18 protein-coding genes are annotated in these 22,016 nt (G+C 39.7%); 12 read left to right on the forward strand and 6 right to left on the reverse strand.

Annotated elements, in window-relative coordinates:
• Positions 1 to 7: 7 nt before the first annotated feature.
• The 12 genes from ACYVM0_RS00120 (at position 8) to ACYVM0_RS00175 (ending at position 16,870) form a co-directional block, all read left to right on the forward strand.
• Positions 8 to 1,966, forward strand: a complete 1,959-nt coding sequence (locus ACYVM0_RS00120; RefSeq protein WP_460550609.1) for a RagB/SusD family nutrient uptake outer membrane protein — start codon at positions 8 to 10, stop codon at positions 1,964 to 1,966.
• 99 nt (positions 1,967 to 2,065) lie between these two features.
• On the forward strand, positions 2,066 to 4,057 hold the full coding sequence (locus tag ACYVM0_RS00125) for an alpha-L-arabinofuranosidase C-terminal domain-containing protein (protein ID WP_460550612.1): 1,992 nt from the start codon (positions 2,066 to 2,068) through the stop codon (positions 4,055 to 4,057).
• Positions 4,058 to 4,066: 9 nt separating this feature from the next.
• The gene (locus ACYVM0_RS00130; protein ID WP_460550615.1) at positions 4,067 to 5,407 is read left to right on the forward strand and encodes a glycoside hydrolase family 88/105 protein; all 1,341 of its coding nucleotides are present in this window, start codon (positions 4,067 to 4,069) and stop codon (positions 5,405 to 5,407) included.
• A gap of 98 nt (positions 5,408 to 5,505) precedes the next feature.
• Positions 5,506 to 6,855 carry a rhamnogalacturonan acetylesterase gene (locus tag ACYVM0_RS00135; protein WP_460550618.1) on the forward strand — a complete coding sequence of 450 codons (1,350 nt, stop codon included), beginning with the start codon at positions 5,506 to 5,508 and terminating at the stop codon, positions 6,853 to 6,855.
• Positions 6,856 to 6,883: 28 nt separating this feature from the next.
• Positions 6,884 to 8,578: a GH39 family glycosyl hydrolase gene (locus tag ACYVM0_RS00140; protein WP_460550621.1), complete on the forward strand. Its 1,695-nt coding sequence runs from the start codon at positions 6,884 to 6,886 to the stop codon at positions 8,576 to 8,578.
• Positions 8,579 to 8,789: 211 nt separating this feature from the next.
• Positions 8,790 to 10,373, forward strand: a complete 1,584-nt coding sequence (locus tag ACYVM0_RS00145; RefSeq protein WP_460550624.1) for a glycoside hydrolase family protein — start codon at positions 8,790 to 8,792, stop codon at positions 10,371 to 10,373.
• A gap of 21 nt (positions 10,374 to 10,394) precedes the next feature.
• Complete coding sequence (locus tag ACYVM0_RS00150) at positions 10,395 to 11,387, forward strand: glycoside hydrolase family 43 protein (protein ID WP_460550627.1); 993 nt, start codon at positions 10,395 to 10,397, stop codon at positions 11,385 to 11,387.
• Between the two features lie 102 nt (positions 11,388 to 11,489).
• On the forward strand, positions 11,490 to 13,034 hold the full coding sequence (locus tag ACYVM0_RS00155; RefSeq protein WP_460550630.1) for an alpha-N-arabinofuranosidase: 1,545 nt from the start codon (positions 11,490 to 11,492) through the stop codon (positions 13,032 to 13,034).
• Between the two features lie 70 nt (positions 13,035 to 13,104).
• Positions 13,105 to 14,637 (forward strand): hypothetical protein, encoded by a 1,533-nt coding sequence (locus tag ACYVM0_RS00160; protein WP_460550633.1) that lies wholly within the window; start codon positions 13,105 to 13,107, stop codon positions 14,635 to 14,637.
• Positions 14,638 to 15,333, forward strand: a complete 696-nt coding sequence (locus tag ACYVM0_RS00165) for a DUF5995 family protein (protein ID WP_460550636.1) — start codon at positions 14,638 to 14,640, stop codon at positions 15,331 to 15,333.
• Positions 15,334 to 15,435: 102 nt separating this feature from the next.
• Positions 15,436 to 16,323, forward strand: a complete 888-nt coding sequence (locus ACYVM0_RS00170; RefSeq protein WP_460550638.1) for a bifunctional helix-turn-helix domain-containing protein/methylated-DNA--[protein]-cysteine S-methyltransferase — start codon at positions 15,436 to 15,438, stop codon at positions 16,321 to 16,323.
• A gap of 67 nt (positions 16,324 to 16,390) precedes the next feature.
• Positions 16,391 to 16,870 (forward strand): DUF1203 domain-containing protein, encoded by a 480-nt coding sequence (locus tag ACYVM0_RS00175; protein ID WP_460550641.1) that lies wholly within the window; start codon positions 16,391 to 16,393, stop codon positions 16,868 to 16,870.
• Positions 16,871 to 16,889: 19 nt separating this feature from the next.
• On the opposite strand, the gene ACYVM0_RS00180 is transcribed toward ACYVM0_RS00175, so the two are convergent.
• From ACYVM0_RS00180 to ACYVM0_RS00205, 6 genes are all read right to left on the reverse strand, one after another.
• The gene (locus ACYVM0_RS00180; RefSeq protein ID WP_460550644.1) at positions 16,890 to 17,081 is read right to left on the reverse strand and encodes a hypothetical protein; all 192 of its coding nucleotides are present in this window, start codon (positions 17,079 to 17,081) and stop codon (positions 16,890 to 16,892) included.
• Positions 17,082 to 17,187: 106 nt separating this feature from the next.
• Positions 17,188 to 18,228, reverse strand: a complete 1,041-nt coding sequence (locus ACYVM0_RS00185) for a PAS domain-containing sensor histidine kinase (RefSeq protein ID WP_460550647.1) — start codon at positions 18,226 to 18,228, stop codon at positions 17,188 to 17,190.
• A 281-nt stretch (positions 18,229 to 18,509) separates the two neighbouring features.
• A complete protein-coding gene (locus tag ACYVM0_RS00190) occupies positions 18,510 to 18,908 on the reverse strand; it encodes a VOC family protein (protein ID WP_460550650.1) in 399 nt (132 codons plus the stop codon).
• 78 nt (positions 18,909 to 18,986) lie between these two features.
• On the reverse strand, positions 18,987 to 19,724 hold the full coding sequence (locus tag ACYVM0_RS00195) for a phosphodiester glycosidase family protein (protein WP_460550653.1): 738 nt from the start codon (positions 19,722 to 19,724) through the stop codon (positions 18,987 to 18,989).
• Positions 19,717 to 20,724 (reverse strand): hypothetical protein, encoded by a 1,008-nt coding sequence (locus ACYVM0_RS00200; protein ID WP_460550656.1) that lies wholly within the window; start codon positions 20,722 to 20,724, stop codon positions 19,717 to 19,719. The genes ACYVM0_RS00195 and ACYVM0_RS00200 overlap by 8 nt, the downstream gene beginning before the upstream one ends.
• 19 nt (positions 20,725 to 20,743) lie before the next feature.
• Positions 20,744 to 21,919, reverse strand: a complete 1,176-nt coding sequence (locus ACYVM0_RS00205; protein WP_460550659.1) for an MFS transporter — start codon at positions 21,917 to 21,919, stop codon at positions 20,744 to 20,746.
• Positions 21,920 to 22,016 lie beyond the last annotated feature (97 nt).

Raw genomic sequence — 22,016 nt, forward strand, 5'->3', positions numbered from 1 at the left:
TACGAGTATGAAAAATAATAAATTTTTTATCAGTATTGCAATCATTGCGCTGGCAATGGCTACTGCTTCCTGTAAAAAAACTTTTCTTGATGAGACTTTAACTACTGCGAGGAACCAGGATTATTATAAAACTGATGCAGGGATATTGTCTTTAGTAAATGGTACTTATTACCACTTATTCAGTGTGCCCTTTAGCGGAGAATTTCCTTATGCCAATATGAGCTATGGAGCAGATGAATTCCATTTAGGCGGGGATAATTCCAATGCTTCATTTAATTCTTATGGCAACGGCCTGGCATCAGTAACTGCTGTTATCAATGGCAATACTATTGCAGCCAATGCACAATGGGATAATTTGTATATCGGCATTGGTGATGCAAATATTATTATTCAGAATGCCAATGCAAGTACAACTACAGATGCTGCGATCAAAAAAACAGCGCTTGGGGAAGGATATTTTTTCCGTGCCTATGCGTACCTGAGGCTGGTAAGCCAATATGGTGCTGTGCCTTTAAAAATTACACCCAGCACAAGCGTGGAATTAGAATTTAGCCGGCAGGATCCAAAAGATATTTACACCCAGATCATTGCAGATTTTAACCAGGCTTACAATCTCCTGACCAATACCGGTGGGCCGGCAAAAATAACTAAAGATGCTGCTGCACATTATTTAGCTAAAGCTTATTTAAGCCGTGCAAGCGAAATTAATGATTCATGGAACAGTGCAACAAAAGCTGCTGACCTTGCCGCTATTGTGCCCCTATGCGATGCCGTTATAGCCAATCATCCATTAGCACCTAATTTTGGTGACTTGTGGAAATACACCGGTCCTGATGGAGCAAATGAAAAACTGAGCGAAATAATTTTAGCAGCCCAGTTTACCGGTGATGCATCTGCCACAGGGGGTAACCAGCAACACCTTCATTATGGTAGCCGTTATGACGATTTACCTTTTATGCAACGTGATCTTAGTGGTAACAGGCCATTCAGCCGTCTCGCCACCAGCTATTTTATGTTCAGGGTTTATGACCTGGTAAATGATTCCAGGTTCTGGAAAAGTTTCAGGACTAAGTACCTCGTGAATAAAGCTTCTGCACCATATGTAAATGGCGATATGGGCGTGATGTACGTTATCAATCAGCCTGGTGATAATCGTTTTTCTTCAGTCAAATTACTTAACTCTGTGCCTTATGCCAGAACGGGAAGGAATATTGCAAACGTTTATGTAGCGTATCCTGCCGGTACTACCACTGACGGGGCCTTATATCCTGAACCTCGTTTTCCTTCTTTAAGCAAATTCTTTGATGGTTCCCGTGTAGGCGGTTTTAATGATACAAGGGGGCTTAGAGATCTTACATTGGCCCGCAGTGCCGAAACTTATTTAATTGCTGCCGAAGCCAAAATACGCCAGGCCAATGCAGGTGTGGGCACCTATTCAGATGCCTTGCCTTACATTAATGCAGTAAGAGCAAGAGCTCAATACCAGAACGGAGAAAATCGTACTGCATATTGGGATGGCGGTGGTGCGATTAATGCAACTTCGCAAGGTACAGTGCCTGTGTCTTTTGTGGCTGAAAATTCTTACGCTGAGTCAAATAATTTTAATTTACTGGCACCACCTTCTACTGCAACAAGCCTGAGCGTTGCAAGTATGGCGGTATTGCCTGCGCAGGATGAATACATAATTACCAAGTTAGGTTATACATCTGCTTACGACAGAGCAATGTGTTTTTTATTAAATGAACGTTCTCGTGAACTGGCAGGAGAATATTTGCGGTGGCAGGACTTGTCACGTACCAAAACATTAGTTAAGCGTGCGCAGGCATTTAACCCGGATGCTGCTCCCAACATAAAAGACTACCATAACTTACGGCCTATTCCTCAAACTTTTCTTGACGGAATTCAAAAAGGCGGGATTAATTTAACGCCGGCAGAAAAACAAGCCATGCAAAATCCGGGCTATTAAGATTTTTCTCATTTAGCAGTTGGTAAAGGGCGGTCAATGAAAATTGTACCGTCCTTTAGTTTATATAGAATTTAAAGATTGAATTCGGTAATTTTAAGCATGAAAAAAACTACACTATTTTATAGCCTTGTACTGTTACTGGTACTTAATCCCGGAGAAGCAATAATTGCACAGCAATCCATGCAATTAACAGTACAGCCAGCCAAACCTGTTGCACCCATTCAATCCACTATGTGGGGCATTTTTTTTGAAGACATCAATTTTGCAGCCGATGGCGGTTTGTATGCCGAACTGGTAAAGAACCGTTCCTTTGAATTTCCGATGCCGATGATGGGATGGAAAGAGATTGAAGAAAAAGGAAACACTTCTTCTGCATTAATTGTAAATCATGGAAAAGAAAATACCACTAATCTTCGTTATGCAAGTATTTCCATAAACAGTCAGTCACCTGTATATGGATTAAGCAATGAAGGCTTCAGGGGGATGGGCATTTATGCAGGTAAACAATATCATTTTTCGGTGCTGGCAAAAAATCAACCCGGTGCAGCAGTTAAAATAAAAGTGCAACTGGTAAATGCGTCAGGAAAAATTATCGGCGAAACAGCATTGTCAAATTTTACCGGCGAATGGAAAAAATATACGGCTGTTATAACTACTACCGACTCTGCACAAAAAGGAAAATTAAATTTATTATTTGAAGGTAACGGCACCATTGATATTGATGTGGTTTCCCTGTTTCCTGCCAATACTTTTAAAAACAGGCCGAATGGTTTAAGGGAAGACCTTGCACAAAAACTGGCCGATCTTAAACCGGGCTTTGTTCGTTTTCCCGGTGGTTGTATTGTAGAAGGAAGAGACCTGACCAACCGTTACCAATGGAAGACCACGGTGGGTAATGTGGATGATCGCAAATTAATCATGAACCGCTGGAACGTGGAATTCAAGCAAAAATCTGCGCCTGATTATTTTCAAAGTTTTGGTTTAGGATTTTATGAATATTTTCAACTGGCCGATGATATAGGTGCAGAACCATTGCCGATATTGAATTGCGGTATGGCCTGCCAGTACAATAGTGCAGAAGTTGTTGCCATAGATGCACTGCAACCTTATATACAGGATGCATTGGACCTTATTGAATTTGCCAACGGCCCTGTAACTACCACATGGGGAAAATTAAGGGCTGATATGGGGCACCCGGCACCATTCAATTTAAAATTTTTAGGCGTAGGTAATGAGCAATGGGAAGCACAATATTTTGACCGCTATAAAATTTTTGAAAAAGCAATCCTGGCAAAATATCCCAACATAAAAATTGTTTCCGGCTCGGGGCCTTATTCTAACGGAGAATATTTTGATATGGCCTGGAAGGAATTAAAGCAACTCAGCCCTTCATTAATTGATGAACATTATTACAAGCCACCCAAATGGTTTTTGGATAATGCTAACCGTTATGACAAATACGACCGTAACGGGCCGAAAGTTTTTGCAGGAGAATATGCAGCACATTCCAAAGACAATAGTAATTCGGAAGGAAGAAATAACTGGGAGAGTGCTATTGCTGAAGCCGCATTTATGACCGGCCTGGAAAGAAATGCCGATGTGGTGAACATGGCTTCCTACGCACCATTGCTGGCGCATGTGGAAGCATGGCAATGGCGGCCCGACCTGATATGGTTTGATAATTTACGTTCGATAGGAACACCGAATTATTATGTGCAAAAATTATTTTCCACCAACAGGGGTACGCATGTAATACCTGTTTTAAAAAATGGAGAAGTATTAGCAGGAAAGGACAGCGTGTATGCCACCGCTGCTATTGATAAAAACACGAATGAAGTAATTTTAAAAATAGTAAATACCAGTGTAGCCTCAATTCCTGTAGCATTGAATCTTGAAAATGTGGTAGTGAACAAACAGGACGTAAAAGCCATGCTGCTGCAATCGGCAAATAAAGAAGCATTCAATTCGCTGGATAAACCTGCCGAAGTAATACCGGTAGAGAAAATAATTCCTGTAAAAAATAATAAAGTGTCCGTGGTATTAAATCCATCTTCACTTATTGTAATGAGAATTGCTTGTAAAAAATTATAAAAGAACATTATGAAAAGACTGACCATAATTACAGCATTGGGTTTACTATCGGCAATTGCCAATGCACAGGTAAAAGCTGCCAATGATGCATCGCTGCATGCCATGAAGCCGGTGTACACCGTGCCTTACGAGCCTATGGCAAAAGAAGACATAAAAAAAGTACTGGATAAAGTATTTAATTATTTAGATGCGGTTACACCTGCGCAAATGATCAATAAAAAAACAAATGAGCCGGTTACTGATGTTGCAAAACTTGATACCAATACAGTGTTGCAGCAGGGCGATTTCAGGATAACGAGTTATGAATGGGGAGTTACTTATGCCGCTATGTTATGGGCGGGAGAAATTACCGGCGATAAAAAATATACCAACTACACCAAAGACAGGTTTAATTTTTTTGCCAACTGGATACCGGCTGTAAAAAAAATAAAAGCCGCAGGTGGATATGCTGACAATAATTATCCCTTACACCAGCCAATAGATCCTAAAGCACTGGATGATGCCGGTGCTGTTTGTGCCGCCATGATAAAAGCTACAACAATGGGAGTGAATAATAATTTACGTCCGCAGATTGATGTGTACAGCGATTGGGTGGCAAAAAAAGAATACCGTTTGCCGGATGGTACATTAGCAAGAAATCGTCCGCAAAAAAACACCATGTGGCTGGATGATATGTACATGGGTATACCAACATTAGCACAAATGGGAAAACTTACCGGTGATAAAAAATATTTTGATGATGCCGTCAATCAGATAAAATTATACAGCCAGAGAATGTTCATTAAAGAGAAAGGAATATACATGCATGGCTGGGTGGAGAGCATGGAAACGCATCCTGAATTTAAATGGGCAAGAGCCAATGGCTGGGCCTTACTGGCTACGGTAGAGTTACTGGATGTGCTACCCGAAGATCATCCCGGCAGAGCATTTGTATTACAGCAATTACAGGCGCATGTAAAAGGATTGGCATCTTATCAAAGTGCCAGCGGTTTCTGGCATCAGTTGTTAGACAGAGAAGATAGTTATTTGGAGACATCTGCTACTGCGATTTATTCTTATTGCATTGCCCATGCCTGCAATAAAGGCTGGCTAAATCCTGCTACCTATGCACCCATGGCAATGCTGGCATGGAATGCAGTAGCTACTAAAGTAAATGACAAAGGGCAGGTGGAAGGCACTTGCGTGGGAACAGGCATGGCATTTGATCCGGCATTTTACTATCACCGCCCGGTAAATGTTTTTGCAGCGCATGGTTATGGCCCGGTAATTTTAGCAGGCGCTGAAATGTATAAAATGGTAGCAAAAAATAAATTTAAAATGAATGACAGTGCATTGCAATGGGTTGAATAAAACACCCGTTTGGCAAACCCCGTCAGCGGTTAAAAACCCTTACGGCGGTTTAGAAAAGATATTACTATACCAAAGAGTTGATGGTTAAAAAAATTAAAATGAAGCGTCTTGTAATAAATTTATGTTTTGTACTGCTATTAGTGAATACTTCAGCAAACGCACAACAAAAAACCAGTTTTAAATTTGATTTTGGTGGATACACTGCTGCAAAAGGATATACTGCGGTAACCACACAAACATTGTACAGTGATGCAACGGGTTTTGGATTTCTTAATGCTATCACCGGGAAACAACAGGCAGTACGTAATACCAAAAAAAATGCCGCATCAGATTATATCACCAGTGCCGAACCTTTCTTCTTCTCTGTAAAAATACCTGAAGGCAATTACGATGTAAAAGTAATTTTGGGAGATGTGAACGGTACTTCTGCCACCACCGTAAGAGCAGAATGCAGGAGGTTGTTTTTACAAAACATCCGAACTAAAAAAGGAGAATTTAAAACCGAGACTTTTACGGTGCATGTAAAAGACAGCATTATACGCGATGGCAAAGGCAATGCTATTGATAAAGTAAAATTAAAAGAAAGGGAATTGAATTATTTTCATTGGGATAATCAGTTAACCATTGAATTCAGTGATACTGCTGCAAAAGTTTGTGGCATAGAAATTACACCTAATACAAAAGCCACTACAATATTTTTATCCGGCAATTCCACTGTGGTAGACCAGGACAGGGAGCCCTGGGCATCGTGGGGGCAAATGATCCCTTCTTTTTTTGAAGGAAAGAATATTTGCATTGCCAATTATGCAGAGAGCGGGGAAACATTAAGCTCTTTTAAAAGTGCTAAACGCTTACAAAAACTTTTAAGCCTGATGAAAGCAGGCGATTATTTGTTTATAGAATTTGGCCACAACGATATGAAACAAAAAGGCGAAGGTATTGGTCCGTTCACTTCATACAAAGCCAGTTTAAAATACTTTATCAGCGAAACAAGAAAGAAGGGCGGTATTCCTGTTTTGGTAACCTCTATGAACCGCAGAACTTTTGATTCCACAGGGCATATCACCAACTCATTAGGTGATTACCCTGAAGCAGTACGGCAAACTGCTAAGGAAGAAAATGTGGCTTTGGTTGATCTGAATGCGATGAGTAAAATAATGTATGAAGCATGGGGGCCGGAAAGATCCATCAAGGCATTTGTACATTATCCTGCCAATACATTTCCTAACCAGGATAAAAAATTAGAAGACAATACACACTTCAATACGTATGGTGCTTATGAAATTTGCCGTTGTATAGTGCAATCGATACAGGACAATAAATTGCCCATTGCAAAATATTTAAAGAAAGGCATCACAACATTCAATCCGGCACAACCGGATGCCGTAGAAAAATGGTACTGGCCGCAAAGCGTTTTAATGGCTGCAATAAAACCTGATGGAAATTGACCTGAAAAAAAATGAAACCTTATTTCTTATGAAAAAATATTTTGCAGCACTTGGGATTTTATTTTCTTTTTCGCTGCAGGCACAGCAGGCAACAATAAATGTTGATCTGGGTAAAAAAACAGGCGATATGAAGCCGGTATGGGCATGGTTTGGTTATGATGAACCGAATTATACCTACATGAAAGACGGCAAAAAATTACTGAGTGAAATTGCGGCATTAAGCCCGGTGCCGGTGTATGTACGGGCACATAGTTTATTGGTTACAGGCAATGGTACCCCGGCATTAAAATGGGGCAGCACCAATGCTTATACAGAAGATGTGAATGGCAAACCCATTTATAACTGGACGATCATTGATAGTATTTTTGATACCTACGTTAAAAGAGGTATGAAGCCCTTGGCGCAAATTGGTTTTATGCCCGAAGCCTTATCTACTAATCCAACACCATACCAACACCATTGGAAACCCGGTGATCCTTACCGTGATATTATTACCGGGTGGGCTTATCCTCCTAAAGATTATAACAAATGGGCAGAGCTGGTCTTTCAATGGGTAAAACATAGTGTATCCCGTTACGGTAGAAAAGAAGTAGAAAGCTGGTATTGGGAATTATGGAATGAACCCAATGGCTACTGGAAAGGTACACAAGCAGAATTTTTTAAATTGTATGACTATACCACAGATGCCGTAAAGAGAGCATTGCCCACTGCAAAGATAGGTGGGATAAATATCGCAGGTACTGCCGGCGACGGTGCACAGCAATGGTTAAAGGCATTTGTAAAACATTGCTTTGAAGATACCAATGCTGTCACCGGAAAAACAGGCGCTCCGATCGATGCGTTTTTATTTCACGCCAAGGGTGCTCCAAAACTGGTTGACGGGCATGTGCGTATGAATATGGGAAGGCAATTGCAGGATATCAATGCCGGGTTTAAATTAGCGGCTTCTTACCCGCAGTTAAAAAATATCCCCATTATCATCGGAGAATCTGACCCTGAAGGTTGCGCAGCATGTGGCATGCAAACCAACCCGGAAAATGCCTACCGCAATGGTACCATGTATTCGAGTTATACTGCGGCATCATTTGCAAGAAAATATTTACTGGCAGATTCGTTTAAAGTAAATTTTCTGGGTGCGGTTACCTGGGCATTTGAATTTGAAAATCAGCCCTGGTTTTATGGCTTCAGGGACCTGGCTACTAACGGTGTGGATAAGCCAGTATTAAATGTATTCCGGATGTTTGGTATGATGACAGGCAAGAGAGTGGCTGTTGATGCAGATGAGATGTATGACCTGAAATTGATAGTAGATTCCAGTGTGAGGGGTAAAAAGAATGATATTGGTGCTTTGGCAAGCTGTGATAAAAAAACGGGAGCCATCATGATATGGAACTATCATGATGACGATGATATCACAAAAGTGCCTAAACCGGTTTTAATAAATATAAAGGGTATACCTACTAATACCATGACTATGACGGAGTATCGTATTGATGATACACATAGTAATGCGTATACCGCCTGGAAAAAAATGGGGGAACCGCAAAACCCAACCATGGCCCAGGTAAAGGAATTGGAAAAAGCCGGTCAATTAAAGGAGATAAGAAAAATGAAAGACTTGTGGGTAGATAATGGCATAGGAATTTTTACCCTCAGTTTGCCACCACAGGGTGTAAGTTTATTAAAGCTTGAGTTCATACAATTTCATGATTCGGTTAAGTAAACATAATATTGTTTTATATCCCCGGTTGTGTCATCACCTGCCGGAATGCCTGGAGAAAAAAATGTGGCATGCAGGGGAGTGAGTCTTATTGAAACAGTTTCAGGAGTGATAATGTTGAACAATATATTTATAAATAAAAAATAGTAATCAACAGCATTGAAATCCGGTGTCTTCACCAACCACGAATGGAGCACAGTATATAAATAAAAGCATGAAACCATTTTTTATCATAGCCATTTTGAGTACTTTATTTCTTGCATCAGTTGATGCACAATTGCTCAATATAAAGAACGATACGTTCTGGAATACAAAAGATGGCAATCCCATCAACAGCCAGGGCGGAGGCGTATTTCGTTTTGCCGATCCTGTTAGTGGCGTGGAAAAATATTACTGGTATGGTGTATATTATGAAGAGGCTGATGCCTATCGTAATAACCCGGTAACAACCTATGCAAAATGTACTTTTAAAGCTGTTACCTGTTACAGTTCGGTTGACCTGGTCAACTGGAAATTTGAAGCTGATGTACTATCAAAAGATGAAGTAATAAAACCAGGCAGGAACAGTTGGGTGGGGCGCTTAGGGGTGGCGTATATCAAAGAACTTAATAAGTATGCCCTCTTTGTACAGCACGATAAGGAAGTGTTGATTGCTGTTGCTGATAAGCCAACAGGAAAATTTACCTGGCACCAGAAAATCAATATGACCAATATGATCGGCACCAGCAATACCGGCGACCAAACCGTATTTACTGATGAAGATGGAAAATCTTATCTCATTTATTCTTACGGCAGTGGCAGAAATAAAATTTATGTTTCAGAAATCGGGGTTAAAGACGGAATGGTAAATCTGTTGGATTGTACAAAAGTTTTCCAGGGCGAAAGCAGGGAAGGTAATTGTATGTTCAAATACAAAGGTCGGTATTATATGTGTGCTTCCAATATTTATGGCTGGGATGCCTCTTATGCATATTACCTGGTGGCAGATAATATAAGAGGACCTTATACACCCACCAACGACATGCAGGTGATGAATGGCTGTGCCGATGATTTTGCACATGTTACTCAAACCGGATTTTTTATTAACGTAAAAGGCAGTCAGCAGGAAACCGTTATTTACTGCGGCGACCGCTGGGCCGATTTTGCCGGCAACGGATCAGGATACAACCAATGGTTCCCGCTTTCATTTGACGGCATAACACCCTACTTCAATTCGTTACACTCCTGGAACCTGGATGCAAAAACAGGAACATGGAAGGTGGCCGCCGATAATAATTATGTAAAGAACGGTAGTTTTGAAGCAGACAGGAGAAAGATACCAAGCCCCGTAAAGCCTGTGCAGGAATACTTGTCAGGATGGGTGACCACAGTTATGGAAGGCAATACAATTTCACTGGACAGTAACAGCTCGCCGGTGTTGAATTATTTTAATACGGAGGAAGACAGAAAAACTGTAGTGGGCGAAAAAAGTTTGGCGATCAGTGATAAGGTCAATTTCAAACGAAATGTATCGCAAACAATAATATCTTCACCTTATGTAAAACTGGAAGATGGGTTTTATACCTTGACGGCTATGGTAAAGAACAGCAGCGGTTTTTTACAACTTCAAATGTATGCATCAGGTAATATTGCAAAGAAAGTACTTAACATTGCAGCTGAAAATACCGGCTGGAAGCGAATAAAAATTGAGGGGATACCGGTTAAGGGCGGGAAGATAGAAATTGGTTTCCGGGTTGCGGGCAATGCCAATGCTTTTTGTTATGTGGATGATGTTTCGCTGGTGAGAACAAAAAGCTGACAATTACAAATACAAGCACAGATGATTAAAAAACTGGAATATATAACGGCATTATTTTTTTTAGTAGCAACCGGCAGCACCGGCTATGCACAAAAAGATACCAGCTTCCTGGCAACAGGTAATCCCATTATCCGGTATAAGTTTACTGCCGATCCTGCTGCAATGGTATACAAGGATAAAGTGTACCTCTATACCGGCCATGATGTAGCGCCTGAAAAACGCAATGGGTATGAAATGCACGAATGGCTTTGTTTTTCAACAAGTGATATGAAAACATTTACGGAGCATCCATCACCACTAAATGTAAAAGCCTTTAAATGGGCTAAAGATGATGCATGGGCAAGCCAGGTAATTGAACGCAACGGCAAATTTTATTGGTATGTTGCTGTAACGCATGATAGCACACACCGGGGTAAAGCCATCGGCGTTGCGGTAAGTGATAATCCTTTAGGTCCGTTTACAGATGCAAAAGGATCTGCGATCATCACCAATGATATGACTACAGAATCAAAGATCAGCTGGGATGATATTGACCCCACCGTTTTTATTGATGATAATAAACAGGCGTATTTATTCTGGGGCAATACCACACTGCATTACGTAAAGCTGAAAGAAAATATGATTGATATGGATGGGCCAATACAAACCATCAGTAACCTGCCACATTTTACTGAAGCGCCATGGGTGCATAAAAAAAATGGCTGGTATTACCTGTCTTATGCTTATGAGTTTCCCGAAAAAATTGTGTACGCCATGAGCCGCAATATTGAAGGGCCCTGGCAATATAAAGGTATCATCAACGAAATTGCCGGCAACTGTAATACCAATCACCAGGCCATTATCGAATTTAAAGGCAAGGATTATTTTATTTATCACAACGGTGCATTGGTACCCGACTATGCAAGTTTTCACCGCTCTGTTTGTATTGATTATTTATACTATAATAAAGATGGTACAATCAAAAGAGTTATCATGACGAGTGAAGGCGTGCAGGGGAGTGCAGCAGGTAAATAAAGTAAACAGGGTAAGAAGTATTACGCTGAAACGTTTTTTAGTTAATTTAATATATACAACCGCCGGTTATAGAACTGGTGTAAACATTTAATAATTCAGAAGATGAAAAAAATTCTTATATCGTTATTAACGATTGCCACATGGGTAAATATTTCCGGTGCACAAACAACAAGTGTTGTGATTGATGCTACTAATTCCTCCAACACTATCAGCCGGCATATTTACGGCCATTTTTCCGAACATCTCGGCCGTTGTATTTATGATGGTTTTTGGGTAGGTGATTCTGTGAATGTACCTAAAAAAGACAGGATAAGATTAGACGTGGTGGAAGCATTAAAAAAAATAAAAGTACCTAATTTAAGATGGCCCGGTGGCTGCTTTGCAGATGAATACCATTGGCGTGATGGCATTGGCCCACGTGCAGCAAGGCCCTACATGGTGAATACCAACTGGGGTGGTGTATCAGAAGATAATAGTTTTGGTACGCATGAATTTTTAGACCTCTGCTCATTGATCGGTTGCGAACCCTACATTGCAGGTAATGTGGGTAGCGGTACGGTAGAAGAAATGGCCAAATGGGTAGAATATTTGAACAGCGATGCTAAAAGTACCATGACCGACCTGCGTAAACAAAATGGCCGCAGCGAACCCTGGCGTGTAAAATTCTGGGGCGTAGGTAATGAAAGCTGGGGCTGTGGTGGCAATATGACGGCTGATTTTTATGCTGATCAATACAAACGTTATGCAGTATACGCAAGAGATTATGCCAAAGCACCATTGATGAAAATTGCAAGCGGTGCTAACAGCGGCGACTATAACTGGACAGAATCGCTGATGAAAAATGTTGGTCCTGGCAGAATGTGGGGCATCACTTTACACTACTACACTATTCCTTCCGGTAACTGGGGCAAAAAAGGATCTGCAACTGCATTTGATGAAAAAGAATATTTTAATACCATGAAGAACTGCCTGGTGATGGAAGAACTGGTTACCCGTCATTCTACTATCATGGATAAATATGACCCTGCAAAGAAAACAGCATTGGTGGTTGACGAATGGGGCATATGGACCGATGTGGAACCCGGCACTAACCCCGGTTTTTTATACCAGCAAAACAGTTTACGTGATGCTTTGATTGCCGGCACTACATTAAATATTTTCAACAATCACAGCGACAGGGTGCGTATGGCAAACCTGGCACAAACCATCAATGTGTTGCAATCGATCATTCTTACAAAAGGAGATAAAATATTACTCACGCCAACCTATTATATTTTTGATATGTTCAAAGTGCATATGGATGCCAAAAAACTAAATATCAATTTTAAATCGCCGGATTATGTGAATGAGAATAACAAAATTCCAGCATTGAATATTTCTGCATCGCAGGATTCAACCGGTGCAGTGCATATTACATTGGTTAATCTTGATCCTAATAAAAAAATGAATTTGCAGGCCGCATTGGTTGGGTTAAACTGGAAAACAGTGCAGGGCCAGATTCTTACCTCGGCAAAGCTGACCGATATTAATACTTTTGAAAACCCGGATAAGATCAAAAACGTAAATTTTACCGGTGCAAAAAAATCCGGCGACCAATTGATAGTAGAGTTACCGGCGCAAAGTATTGTAATGCTGGAATTAAAATAAAAGCCATTTTCCCAAAAATACCCCGGGGAGGGTATGGGCTGGTTATTATAGATGCTTACATTAGCAATTCATGAAACTCTTTTTTACCAGCCTTGATAAAAATATGCACGCTGCAGCCCCGGTTACTGTGGCGTACAAAAACCTGTACAATGCCGAGGCGCAGCTGGTGCAGGATATGTTGCAGGAAAACCTGCAACACGACCAGCAGTTTACCAACAGCCTGTCGGGAGAAATTTTTAATTTTTTGCAATTCACGGCTTCCATGCTCTGTGCTTTTCCCGCAGGTTTGTACATGCGTAAGCGCATCCGTAAAAACAAAAAGCTTAATTATATCCTGCAGTTTAAAGAACTGCTGCAGGTAAGAAACAATATTGAAAAAGGTTCGTTTGCTTATGATACTTTATTATTTAAGCAATCGCCTTTACAATTATTAAAAAACAAAAGCCACCTGGCCAATCTTGTTTGTCTGGCTATTCTTTTTGGTGACGAATTTATTGATGGCATTGCTGCTGAACACGGCAAAGAAAATATACGGCGTATTCTGCACAACGAAAATGTTGATTACTACCTTCGTTGCAAAAAAGAAAATAACCGGTACGAATTGTATTATGCCTTTGATATTTGTGATGTATTGCCCGGGGAAGTTTTAAAAAGCATCAATGCCAAATACGATATTACTTACAAGGCATTTTACGAACACCTGCAATTTTTATTGCAGGAAATGAACAGCTACCTGAATAAACTGGATGATGAAAAGGCGATAGAAGCAGCACAACTGATCTGTAAAGCCTGTAACAAATGTTTTGACACTTACAAAGCGGATATTAATGAGTTTGATGAAAACTATACTTTAACCGGCCTGTTGCACTACCAGAAAACAAAAGACGATGATATCATACAGGTGCTGCTTACTTTACGGGCAGTGCTGCTGAATAAAAAACAATTGCAGTATCAAAAGCAATTCGCCAGCTGGAGCAGCATGGTACGCAGCATGCAGTTGTATGACGATATGCAGGATGTGGCCGGTGATTGCGATTTTCAGATGAATGTGCTTTGTTTTTTTGCTAAAAATTATTTTACTGAAGAATGGTTGTGGCTGCAGCAACATAAAATGCATTTGCAAAAATGTAAAGGATTGGAATTGCATAGCAGCATCAGCCTGCACATGCCTGCAAGCTGTATGATGGCAATGCAATATGCCCGTAATATTGCCCACACCAAACTCAGTTGGGTGCAGCGTAAAATACAAAACTACCTCTGGCGCAAAAACTGGCTGGGCTTTAATAATCCGCTGCTGAATGAAAAAGGGTTTTCTCTTTCAGCAGTGATGCATAAAAAAGATAACAGCACTCCTTTAAAATTTTATTTTATTCAGAAGCAGTTGATGCAGGTGGAACATACATTTATCAGCAGCGATATGAAATGGGCGTACATTATTGATGTGGCATTAATGGATAAGGAATTAAAAACATTCCTCTTAAAAAAACTCACCCGCAGGGAAAGATATTTTTTAACCAGCTGCTACCTGGAATTTCCCATTGCAAAAAAAGCAGTGCTTGCAAAAAAAATACTGGCTGGTAACAACTATAATTCCGTCAGCTAAATGAAGTTTTTAGTAGCTATTTTTTGTACTGCCTTTTTAACCACTGCATCAGCGCAACCAAGGTACAATGCGCTACTATTGGATACCTTGCAGGAAATAGCTGGCAGCAATACGCCTTCAAAACATTTTGCCCGGCTGTATTATAAAGCAATAGAATCCACTAACGGCTATACCATCACAAAGCCGGATAGTGTAAAGCAATTCATATTTGGATTTGAATCCGTTTTTGCACCGGCATTTTTCAGGTCTTACCGCAACTACCTTACACATCAGCCCCAGGAATTCAGCTGGCAGCATTACTATGCTGATACCGGTTTAAATGAATTGCAGTACCAGTTTATGGGGATGAATGCCCATATTAACGGCGACATGTGGCGGGCATTAAAAGATAAATATGGTTATGATACCCTCAAAAAATACAGGCAACCCTTACTGCAATTTCAAAAAACATTGAATAGTTTTTTTGATAGTATATACACAGCTACAGTAAAATATAAAAAAGTAAAACGCCTTCATCTTTTTACTTTAGGTGCCGATAAAATAATGGGAAGGCAAATGATATTTACCTGGAGAAGAAGACAGGTGCAAATGGCTTTACTATTTTACAGTAATCCGGCAAAATGTAAAAGGAAACTACGCCGTGTTAAAAAAAGAATGCAGCACTACGATAAGTTTGCGGCCAATTGGATAAAATAAAATGTTGAACAGGGGCAATAAGCGATAGCTGTTAGATTTACCCTACCGCCCTTTATATTCTTTATGCCCCGGAATGCCTGCACAATGTAAAAAATCCTTTTAATGTATAGCAAGTTTCGGGTTTTTAATTGTGCCCGCCTGCTGTACTTTTGTGCTGTTATGAATGATTACGAAAGAATAGAAAAAGCCATTGTGTATTTAAAGGAACACTTTAAAGACCAACCCGACCTTGATGTGGTGGCAAAACAGGTGCATCTGAGTCCATTTCATTTTCAACGGTTATTTAAAGAATGGGCAGGCGTGAGTCCTAAAAAATTCCTGCAATTCATCAGTGTGGAATATGCCAAGAATTTATTAAAACAAAACCGCTCCTTATCTGATGTAAGTTTTGAAACCGGGTTGTCGGGTACAAGCAGGTTGCATGACCTGTTTATTGGCATTGAAGGAATGACACCGGGTGAATATAAAAACGGGGGAGAAGCATTGCAGATACACTACAGTTTTGCCAGCACTCCCTTTGGCGAGATCATTATTGCTTCCACAGAAAAAGGTATCTGTCATATTGCATTTATAAAAAATCAAAAGCGGGGGATTGAAAACCTGCAATACTTTTTTCCTAATGCACGGCTGGTTAAAAAAACAGACCAGTTGCAAAAAGATGCCTTACAGTTTTTTAACGGCGACTGGAACGACCTTAAAAAAATAAAGCTGCATTTAAAGGGCACCCCCTTTCAATTAAAAGTATGGCAATCCCTATTGCACATTCCTTTTGGCAATATGGCCACTTATGGCACCATTGCAGGCCATATACAAAATCCAAAAGCGTCAAGGGCTGTAGGCACTGCCATCGGCGATAACCCTGTGGCATTTTTAATTCCCTGCCATCGTGTAATAAAATCTACTGGTATCATCGGGGATTATCACTGGGGCAGCAGCCGCAAAACGGCCATACTGGGCTGGGAAGCGGCAAAACTTTCTCCTGCAAATTAAGTGCGCAAGTTTCGGGTTGATGTAAAGTATTTATTGCTACAATTTTGCATCAATAAAATCTATCAACATGAAACAGTTTAAAATTATTCCACTGAGTGAGGTATTTGCTGCAACCATACGTGCCACCAATACCGATGCATTCGGGCATGCAGTAACAGCGCATACTGCAACAGGCAAAGGCCCTTGCAGGGTTTCTTTACAACCATTTGCTGTGGGAGAAGATATACGTCTTTTACTATCACACAGTCCTTTTGAAATTGACAATGCATTCAATCAACCCGGCCCCATCTTTATTCATAAAAAAGAAGTGGAAGCATATAAAGATATTTATCGTTTTCCCCCGGAGATAAAAGCAGATAAAGAAAATTTTCCTTTATCATTAATAGGGTACAATCAACACCAGGAAATGGTTTTTACAAAACTGGTGGGTGAAGATGATGTGGACGAACTGATCGTTAAAATATTTAAAGAACATCCTTATGTAGCGTGGCTGCACGCCAGGAATGCAGAAGCCTGTTGTTATATCTGTAAGATTGAAAGGGTATAAGCAATAATATAACCGTATTTTATTTGAGTATCGCCACAACGATCATTACAATAAAAAAGCCCACCAGCAGGTAATTCAATTTTAAAAGCGGGAAGCCGAATACTTTTTTTTCTGTAAGCTGCTGGTTATTCCTGATCACTCCAATAGAAGCGATCATCAGGCCAAGGCCAATACAATTACTGGCTATTTCAGCAAATTTTTCGTTAGACATACTACTTTTTTAGAAATGTAATTTAAGATAATCAATGATGCTTTACAAACAGGTTGAGCATCGCAGGCGTTTTCCTGTGCCGGTGGCAGGCTAAAAAAATTAAAGGTTAATGCAATTTAGGTGCATCTACACTAAAAGTAATTGTAGTGCCCTTATCAATTTTACTTTCAACGGTAAGCAAACCATTAATTGAAGCTGCACGTTCATGCATATTGGTAATGCCTGGTGTTTCTTTTTCTTCATTAACATCAAAACCTTTACCATCATCAGTAATGGTAAGTACTATTTTTCCTGATTGTTCCTCAATATGTATAAAAACATTATTTGCCTGTGCATGATAAGTAACATTGGTCAACGATTCCTGGCATATCCTGAAGAGATCGGTCTTTAACTCCGGTGTTAATTTTTCTTCATCATAATGGTTTTCAAATTTGCAGGGAAAGCCATTTAATAAAGCAAATTCATTGCAAAGCCATTCCATGGTGGTATTAAATCCAAGGTCGTCCATCATACCGGGACTGATAGAAAATGATATCCTCTGGATTGATTTGATCAGCATCTGGGAAACTACAGAAGCATGATCGATCCTGTTTTTTAAAGGCTCCGGTAAATTGGTTGTTGCATTTGCGATCCAGTCGATATCCATTTTTATAACCGCTACCAATTGGGCCAGCTCTTCATGCAATTCGTACGCAAAATTCTTTTTGTCTTTTTCTATACGTTTTTTAAAATGCGTGGCTAAGCTTTTGAATTTATTGTATTTTTCGTCTACCTCTTTTTCTATTAATTTTCTTTCGGTAACATCTTTGGCAATAGCAAACACCACTTCGCTTTCGGCAAAATAAATAGAGGTCCATTCCAGCCATACTATATTACCACTCTTGGTGATATACCTGTTGTTGAAATTGCGGAGCGGTTTACCTTCCAGCATCTCCTGGCGGGTCTGGCGTGTGATCTCTTTATCTTCGGGATGTATGAATGTGGCAATAGGAACGGCAAACAATTCTTCTTTTGTATAGCCCAGTTTATCAATAACAGCAAGATTAACTTTTCTGAAAAAGCCATCTTTACCTGCAAGGCAAACCAGGTCAGGTGTCATTTCAAAAAAAGCAGATAATTCTATTTCGGGTTTCAGCAGGTTTTCCATGCTCATAAATTTTGTAAGAACGAAAAAATTACTGTAGGGGTGTGTAAGATACAATCAAAATAGTGGATGAAAAACTAATTGGACAAATTATGACTTGTGCTGTAGAAAATAATTATAGCCGGGTACTTACTAAAGAAATAATAAAACTAATATTTAAAATTTATCATACATGCAGCTATAGTTTGCTTCATGTTTTTTTACGTGGCTGGCGGGTATTACTCCGTATTTTATATCCATAATTATATTTGTGTTTTTACAGGTATAATTACGATGTAATATGGTTAGGCTGCAATAAGATTTACCTGCCATGACACACCAAACTGGTCTGCGATCCACGCAAATTTTTTACTGAAAGGATAAGGGCCTAACGGCATAAAGACAGTTCCGTATTGTGATAGTTTTGAAAAAATAGTGTTGATCTCTTCTTCAGTTTCGCAATTCACATAAATGGATATGGCAGGCGTAAAAGAAAAATTATGTTTTACCGGGCTGTCAATCAGCATGAATACCTGGCCGGCCAGAACGATAGTGGCTAATTGAATGGAGCCCTCTGCACCGCCTTCATTTTTGCCATAATGTGCAATTTGTAATATGGACGATTCTTTAAAAATGGATAAATAAAAATTCATTGCTTTTTCAGCCTGGCCATCAAACATTAAAAAAGTTACCGGTTTTTGCATCAGCTGTTAGTTTAATTAAAATAATATTTTTGTAAATAGATTCCGATAATGACAAGATAACTGTTATCGCTGTTTGTCTTAATTACTATTTTCGGTTACACCTATCATCACGCCAAAGTTTCCATCTTTTTGTATCCAGTTTTGTTCCGGCAAATAAGCACGGGATACCAACCCGTCTAAATACAATGCATTTTTGCAACCTAAGCTTTTAAAATAATTTGCAAAGTCATAAAAGTTCACGGGTTTTTTAGATAACACAAAAATAATTTTATTATCCTCCAGTATGCCCACGCCATTCCTGGTATTAAGATTGGCAGAGCCTTGCTGAAAAGCAGGATGGATTTGTCCGTCAATCACCAGCATGGGGCCGGATTGTGTGGCATACTTTATTTTTTCTTTGTGCATAAAATCGGGGCTGCTGCAAATACCAGCGATATTATTTGTAGTGATGTAAAAAACGCCATTGGGTTTCAGGTAAAAATTTCCATCGCCGTTTGTAGTATCTAAAGGCGAAAGCAATTTTTCGTTTTCAATATAAAGTCCTTGCGGGGCACCGTTTGTTGTATACATACCACCATTCATGGCGAATACCAGTTGTTGATTATTTTTTTTTAGCCATTGTTCCAGGTTTCCGATACTGCTGAAGTTTTTATTGGCCGCATCTTTCCAGTAGAATTGAATGTCCTGCTTTTGTGCATCAGCGGTGTAAGTGATAAAATTATTATCGTCAACAGTTTTTTTATTAACACAATGGCTTAGTGCTGCAGCATTAAGTAACAGCAACAATGGCAATATGAATGATTTGGTTTTAAGCACAGGTATACCCTTTACTCAGGATTATTTTTTTGATGCCGGCATTTATCTTTGATTGCATGGTATAGAAATTCAAATTTTGTAAAGTGGCCGGAAGTGGTTGCTGTATAAAATTAGTAAAATCAATAGCCGTGCCATATAGGTGCAGATTTTTTAAATGGGGTACATTAACCAGTCCGCTGATAGTGTGCAGGCTTTTACAATTGGCAATGCTGATGTCAGTTAATTTTGACATCCTGGTGGTAAAATGAATATTCTTTAACTGTGACTCATCAGCAAGACGCAATTTGCTGAGTTTACTGAAGTGGGCAATAGTGTTAAAATTACTAAACCGGCGTACGCCTTCAATTTTAAGTTCCTCTATATTGTTCTGTTCAATTTCATTAATGTTTTCCCTGCTGCCGCCAAGCAGGTATAGCGATTTTAAGCCCTTAGTATGATTGATAAAATCGAGCGATACTTTTTCGGGCAGTGATAAGTACAGGGTGTTTAATTTTTTTAATTGCCCGATTGCAGCAATGTTTTTCCATTGTCCGTCTATCTGCAGTGTTTTTAAATTGGTATAATCTTTTAAATATAAAAGGTCAATGGCATTGCTTTTTGTTTTGGTAATGGCAAGGTCAGTAATAGACTGTAAATTCTGGTATTGCAATACCGTATTTTCATGTAGTGTATAAATATCAAGTCGTAAAGTATGTAAATGTAAAAGTTCGGCCAGCGCACTGGTATGCTGTACTTTATCCATGCAATCGATGTGCAGGTTTTTTACATGAGCGATCTTTAGCAGCGTTTTGCAATTGAATCCGGTAGTGTGATGACTGTAAAACCGGATGCAAAGGTTTTCATTACAAATCCTGCACAGAGCATTGATATCTGCCAGTAATTTATCATTGTATTTTTTATAGCTGAACTGAATAGTAATTTCCCGGCCTGCTTTTAATTCGGATAAAATAAGTTTGCGGTCAATGAAAGAAGGATTTGTTATTCTGTGGTTGTCTATCATAGCAGTGTATTAGGTGGTGTTATTTTTTATGCCTGGTTAAAGCTATAAGGCCTATCACAGGGCCAATAGCCAATATCAGGTATACATACCGGGCATTGATATTAGCTGATAATATTTTCACTAACTGGATACTTATGATCGTTATAGAAAACCCGATACAGTTTACCATAGTGAGCGATGTACCTCTTGATTCTTCAGCTACGTTTTGTGCCACCAAGGTAGAGAACAGGGGAGAATCGGCAATCACTGTAAATCCCCAGAAAAATAAAAACGAGATCAATAGCGGTGTTGAACTGCATGATAAAAATAGCGGCGATAACAAACAGCAGGAGCAGGATAAAAGTAAAGCAAGGGTAGCTATTTTTTTTGCGCCAAATTGTTGCGATAATAAACCGCTTACCACACAGGCAACAGCGCCACCGGCAATAATTAAAAAAGAAAAAAGCGGCACATCAATATCGTTATGATAATAATTTTTATTGGCAGCCAGCATCACCGGTACAAATGCCCAGAAGGTATACAGCTCCCACATATGCCCGAAATAACCAACCGCAGCCGACCTGAAATTTGTATTGCTGAAACCATTTCTGAATGCGGCAAAGTTGAGTTGCCGGCTTTTTTTTCTGTACGGGCCATCAGGTACAAAAAATAAAATGATGCATCCTCCTGCCATAGAAAGTATGGAAATAGAATAGATCACATATTTCCAGGGCAATTGTGCCGTCATGCTTTTTAATAAATGAGGAAAAGCGGTACCTAAAACCAATGCCCCCACCAAAAATCCCAGTGACCTGCCTAATCCCTTTTGAAAATAATCTGAGGCGATCTTCATGCCTACAGGATAAATGCCGGCAAGAAAAAAGCCGGTGAAAAAGCGGAATAATAATAAGGGAGATGAAGGAATGCCATTGATGATTATACCCAGGTTAAACAATGCGGCAATAACAGAACAGCTAAAGAAAACTACCGAAGGAGAAAAACGATCGGCAATAGTAAACAAGGCAAAAATAAATGTACCGGTAATAAAACCAAATTGCACAGCGCTGGTGAGGTTTGCTAAAAAACTTTCATCCAATGCAAAGTTTTTTATAATGTCGGGCATAATGGCATTGCCTGCAAACCATAGGGAAGTGCAGAAAAATTGTGCCACTACAATGGCGGGCAGTATCCATTTTTTAACAGGCATTTCGGTCATAAAATTGGCTATGGCTAAACGAATTTACTTAAACTGAAACATGATTATGTAGTTTTTTAAAAACAGGGTTATTTGTTTATTGCGTAGCAAAATCAAA

This window comes from Ferruginibacter profundus (genome assembly GCF_054783275.1).

What these genes read in the sequence shown, in the direction of transcription:
- ACYVM0_RS00120 (WP_460550609.1), top strand. Translation starts at nt 8, where the DNA reads ATGAAAAATAATAAATTTTTTATCAGTATTGCAATCATTGCGCTGGCA.
- ACYVM0_RS00125 (WP_460550612.1), top strand. Translation starts at nt 2,066, where the DNA reads ATGAAAAAAACTACACTATTTTATAGCCTTGTACTGTTACTGGTACTT.
- ACYVM0_RS00130 (WP_460550615.1), top strand. Translation starts at nt 4,067, where the DNA reads ATGAAAAGACTGACCATAATTACAGCATTGGGTTTACTATCGGCAATT.
- ACYVM0_RS00135 (WP_460550618.1), top strand. Translation starts at nt 5,506, where the DNA reads ATGAAGCGTCTTGTAATAAATTTATGTTTTGTACTGCTATTAGTGAAT.
- ACYVM0_RS00140 (WP_460550621.1), top strand. Translation starts at nt 6,884, where the DNA reads ATGAAAAAATATTTTGCAGCACTTGGGATTTTATTTTCTTTTTCGCTG.
- ACYVM0_RS00145 (WP_460550624.1), top strand. Translation starts at nt 8,790, where the DNA reads ATGAAACCATTTTTTATCATAGCCATTTTGAGTACTTTATTTCTTGCA.
- ACYVM0_RS00150 (WP_460550627.1), top strand. Translation starts at nt 10,395, where the DNA reads ATGATTAAAAAACTGGAATATATAACGGCATTATTTTTTTTAGTAGCA.
- ACYVM0_RS00155 (WP_460550630.1), top strand. Translation starts at nt 11,490, where the DNA reads ATGAAAAAAATTCTTATATCGTTATTAACGATTGCCACATGGGTAAAT.
- ACYVM0_RS00160 (WP_460550633.1), top strand. Translation starts at nt 13,105, where the DNA reads ATGAAACTCTTTTTTACCAGCCTTGATAAAAATATGCACGCTGCAGCC.
- ACYVM0_RS00165 (WP_460550636.1), top strand. Translation starts at nt 14,638, where the DNA reads ATGAAGTTTTTAGTAGCTATTTTTTGTACTGCCTTTTTAACCACTGCA.
- ACYVM0_RS00170 (WP_460550638.1), top strand. Translation starts at nt 15,436, where the DNA reads ATGTATAGCAAGTTTCGGGTTTTTAATTGTGCCCGCCTGCTGTACTTT.
- ACYVM0_RS00175 (WP_460550641.1), top strand. Translation starts at nt 16,391, where the DNA reads ATGAAACAGTTTAAAATTATTCCACTGAGTGAGGTATTTGCTGCAACC.
- ACYVM0_RS00180 (WP_460550644.1), bottom strand. Translation starts at nt 17,081, where the DNA reads ATGTCTAACGAAAAATTTGCTGAAATAGCCAGTAATTGTATTGGCCTT.
- ACYVM0_RS00185 (WP_460550647.1), bottom strand. Translation starts at nt 18,228, where the DNA reads ATGGAAAACCTGCTGAAACCCGAAATAGAATTATCTGCTTTTTTTGAA.
- ACYVM0_RS00190 (WP_460550650.1), bottom strand. Translation starts at nt 18,908, where the DNA reads ATGCAAAAACCGGTAACTTTTTTAATGTTTGATGGCCAGGCTGAAAAA.
- ACYVM0_RS00200 (WP_460550656.1), bottom strand. Translation starts at nt 20,724, where the DNA reads ATGATAGACAACCACAGAATAACAAATCCTTCTTTCATTGACCGCAAA.
- ACYVM0_RS00205 (WP_460550659.1), bottom strand. Translation starts at nt 21,919, where the DNA reads ATGACCGAAATGCCTGTTAAAAAATGGATACTGCCCGCCATTGTAGTG.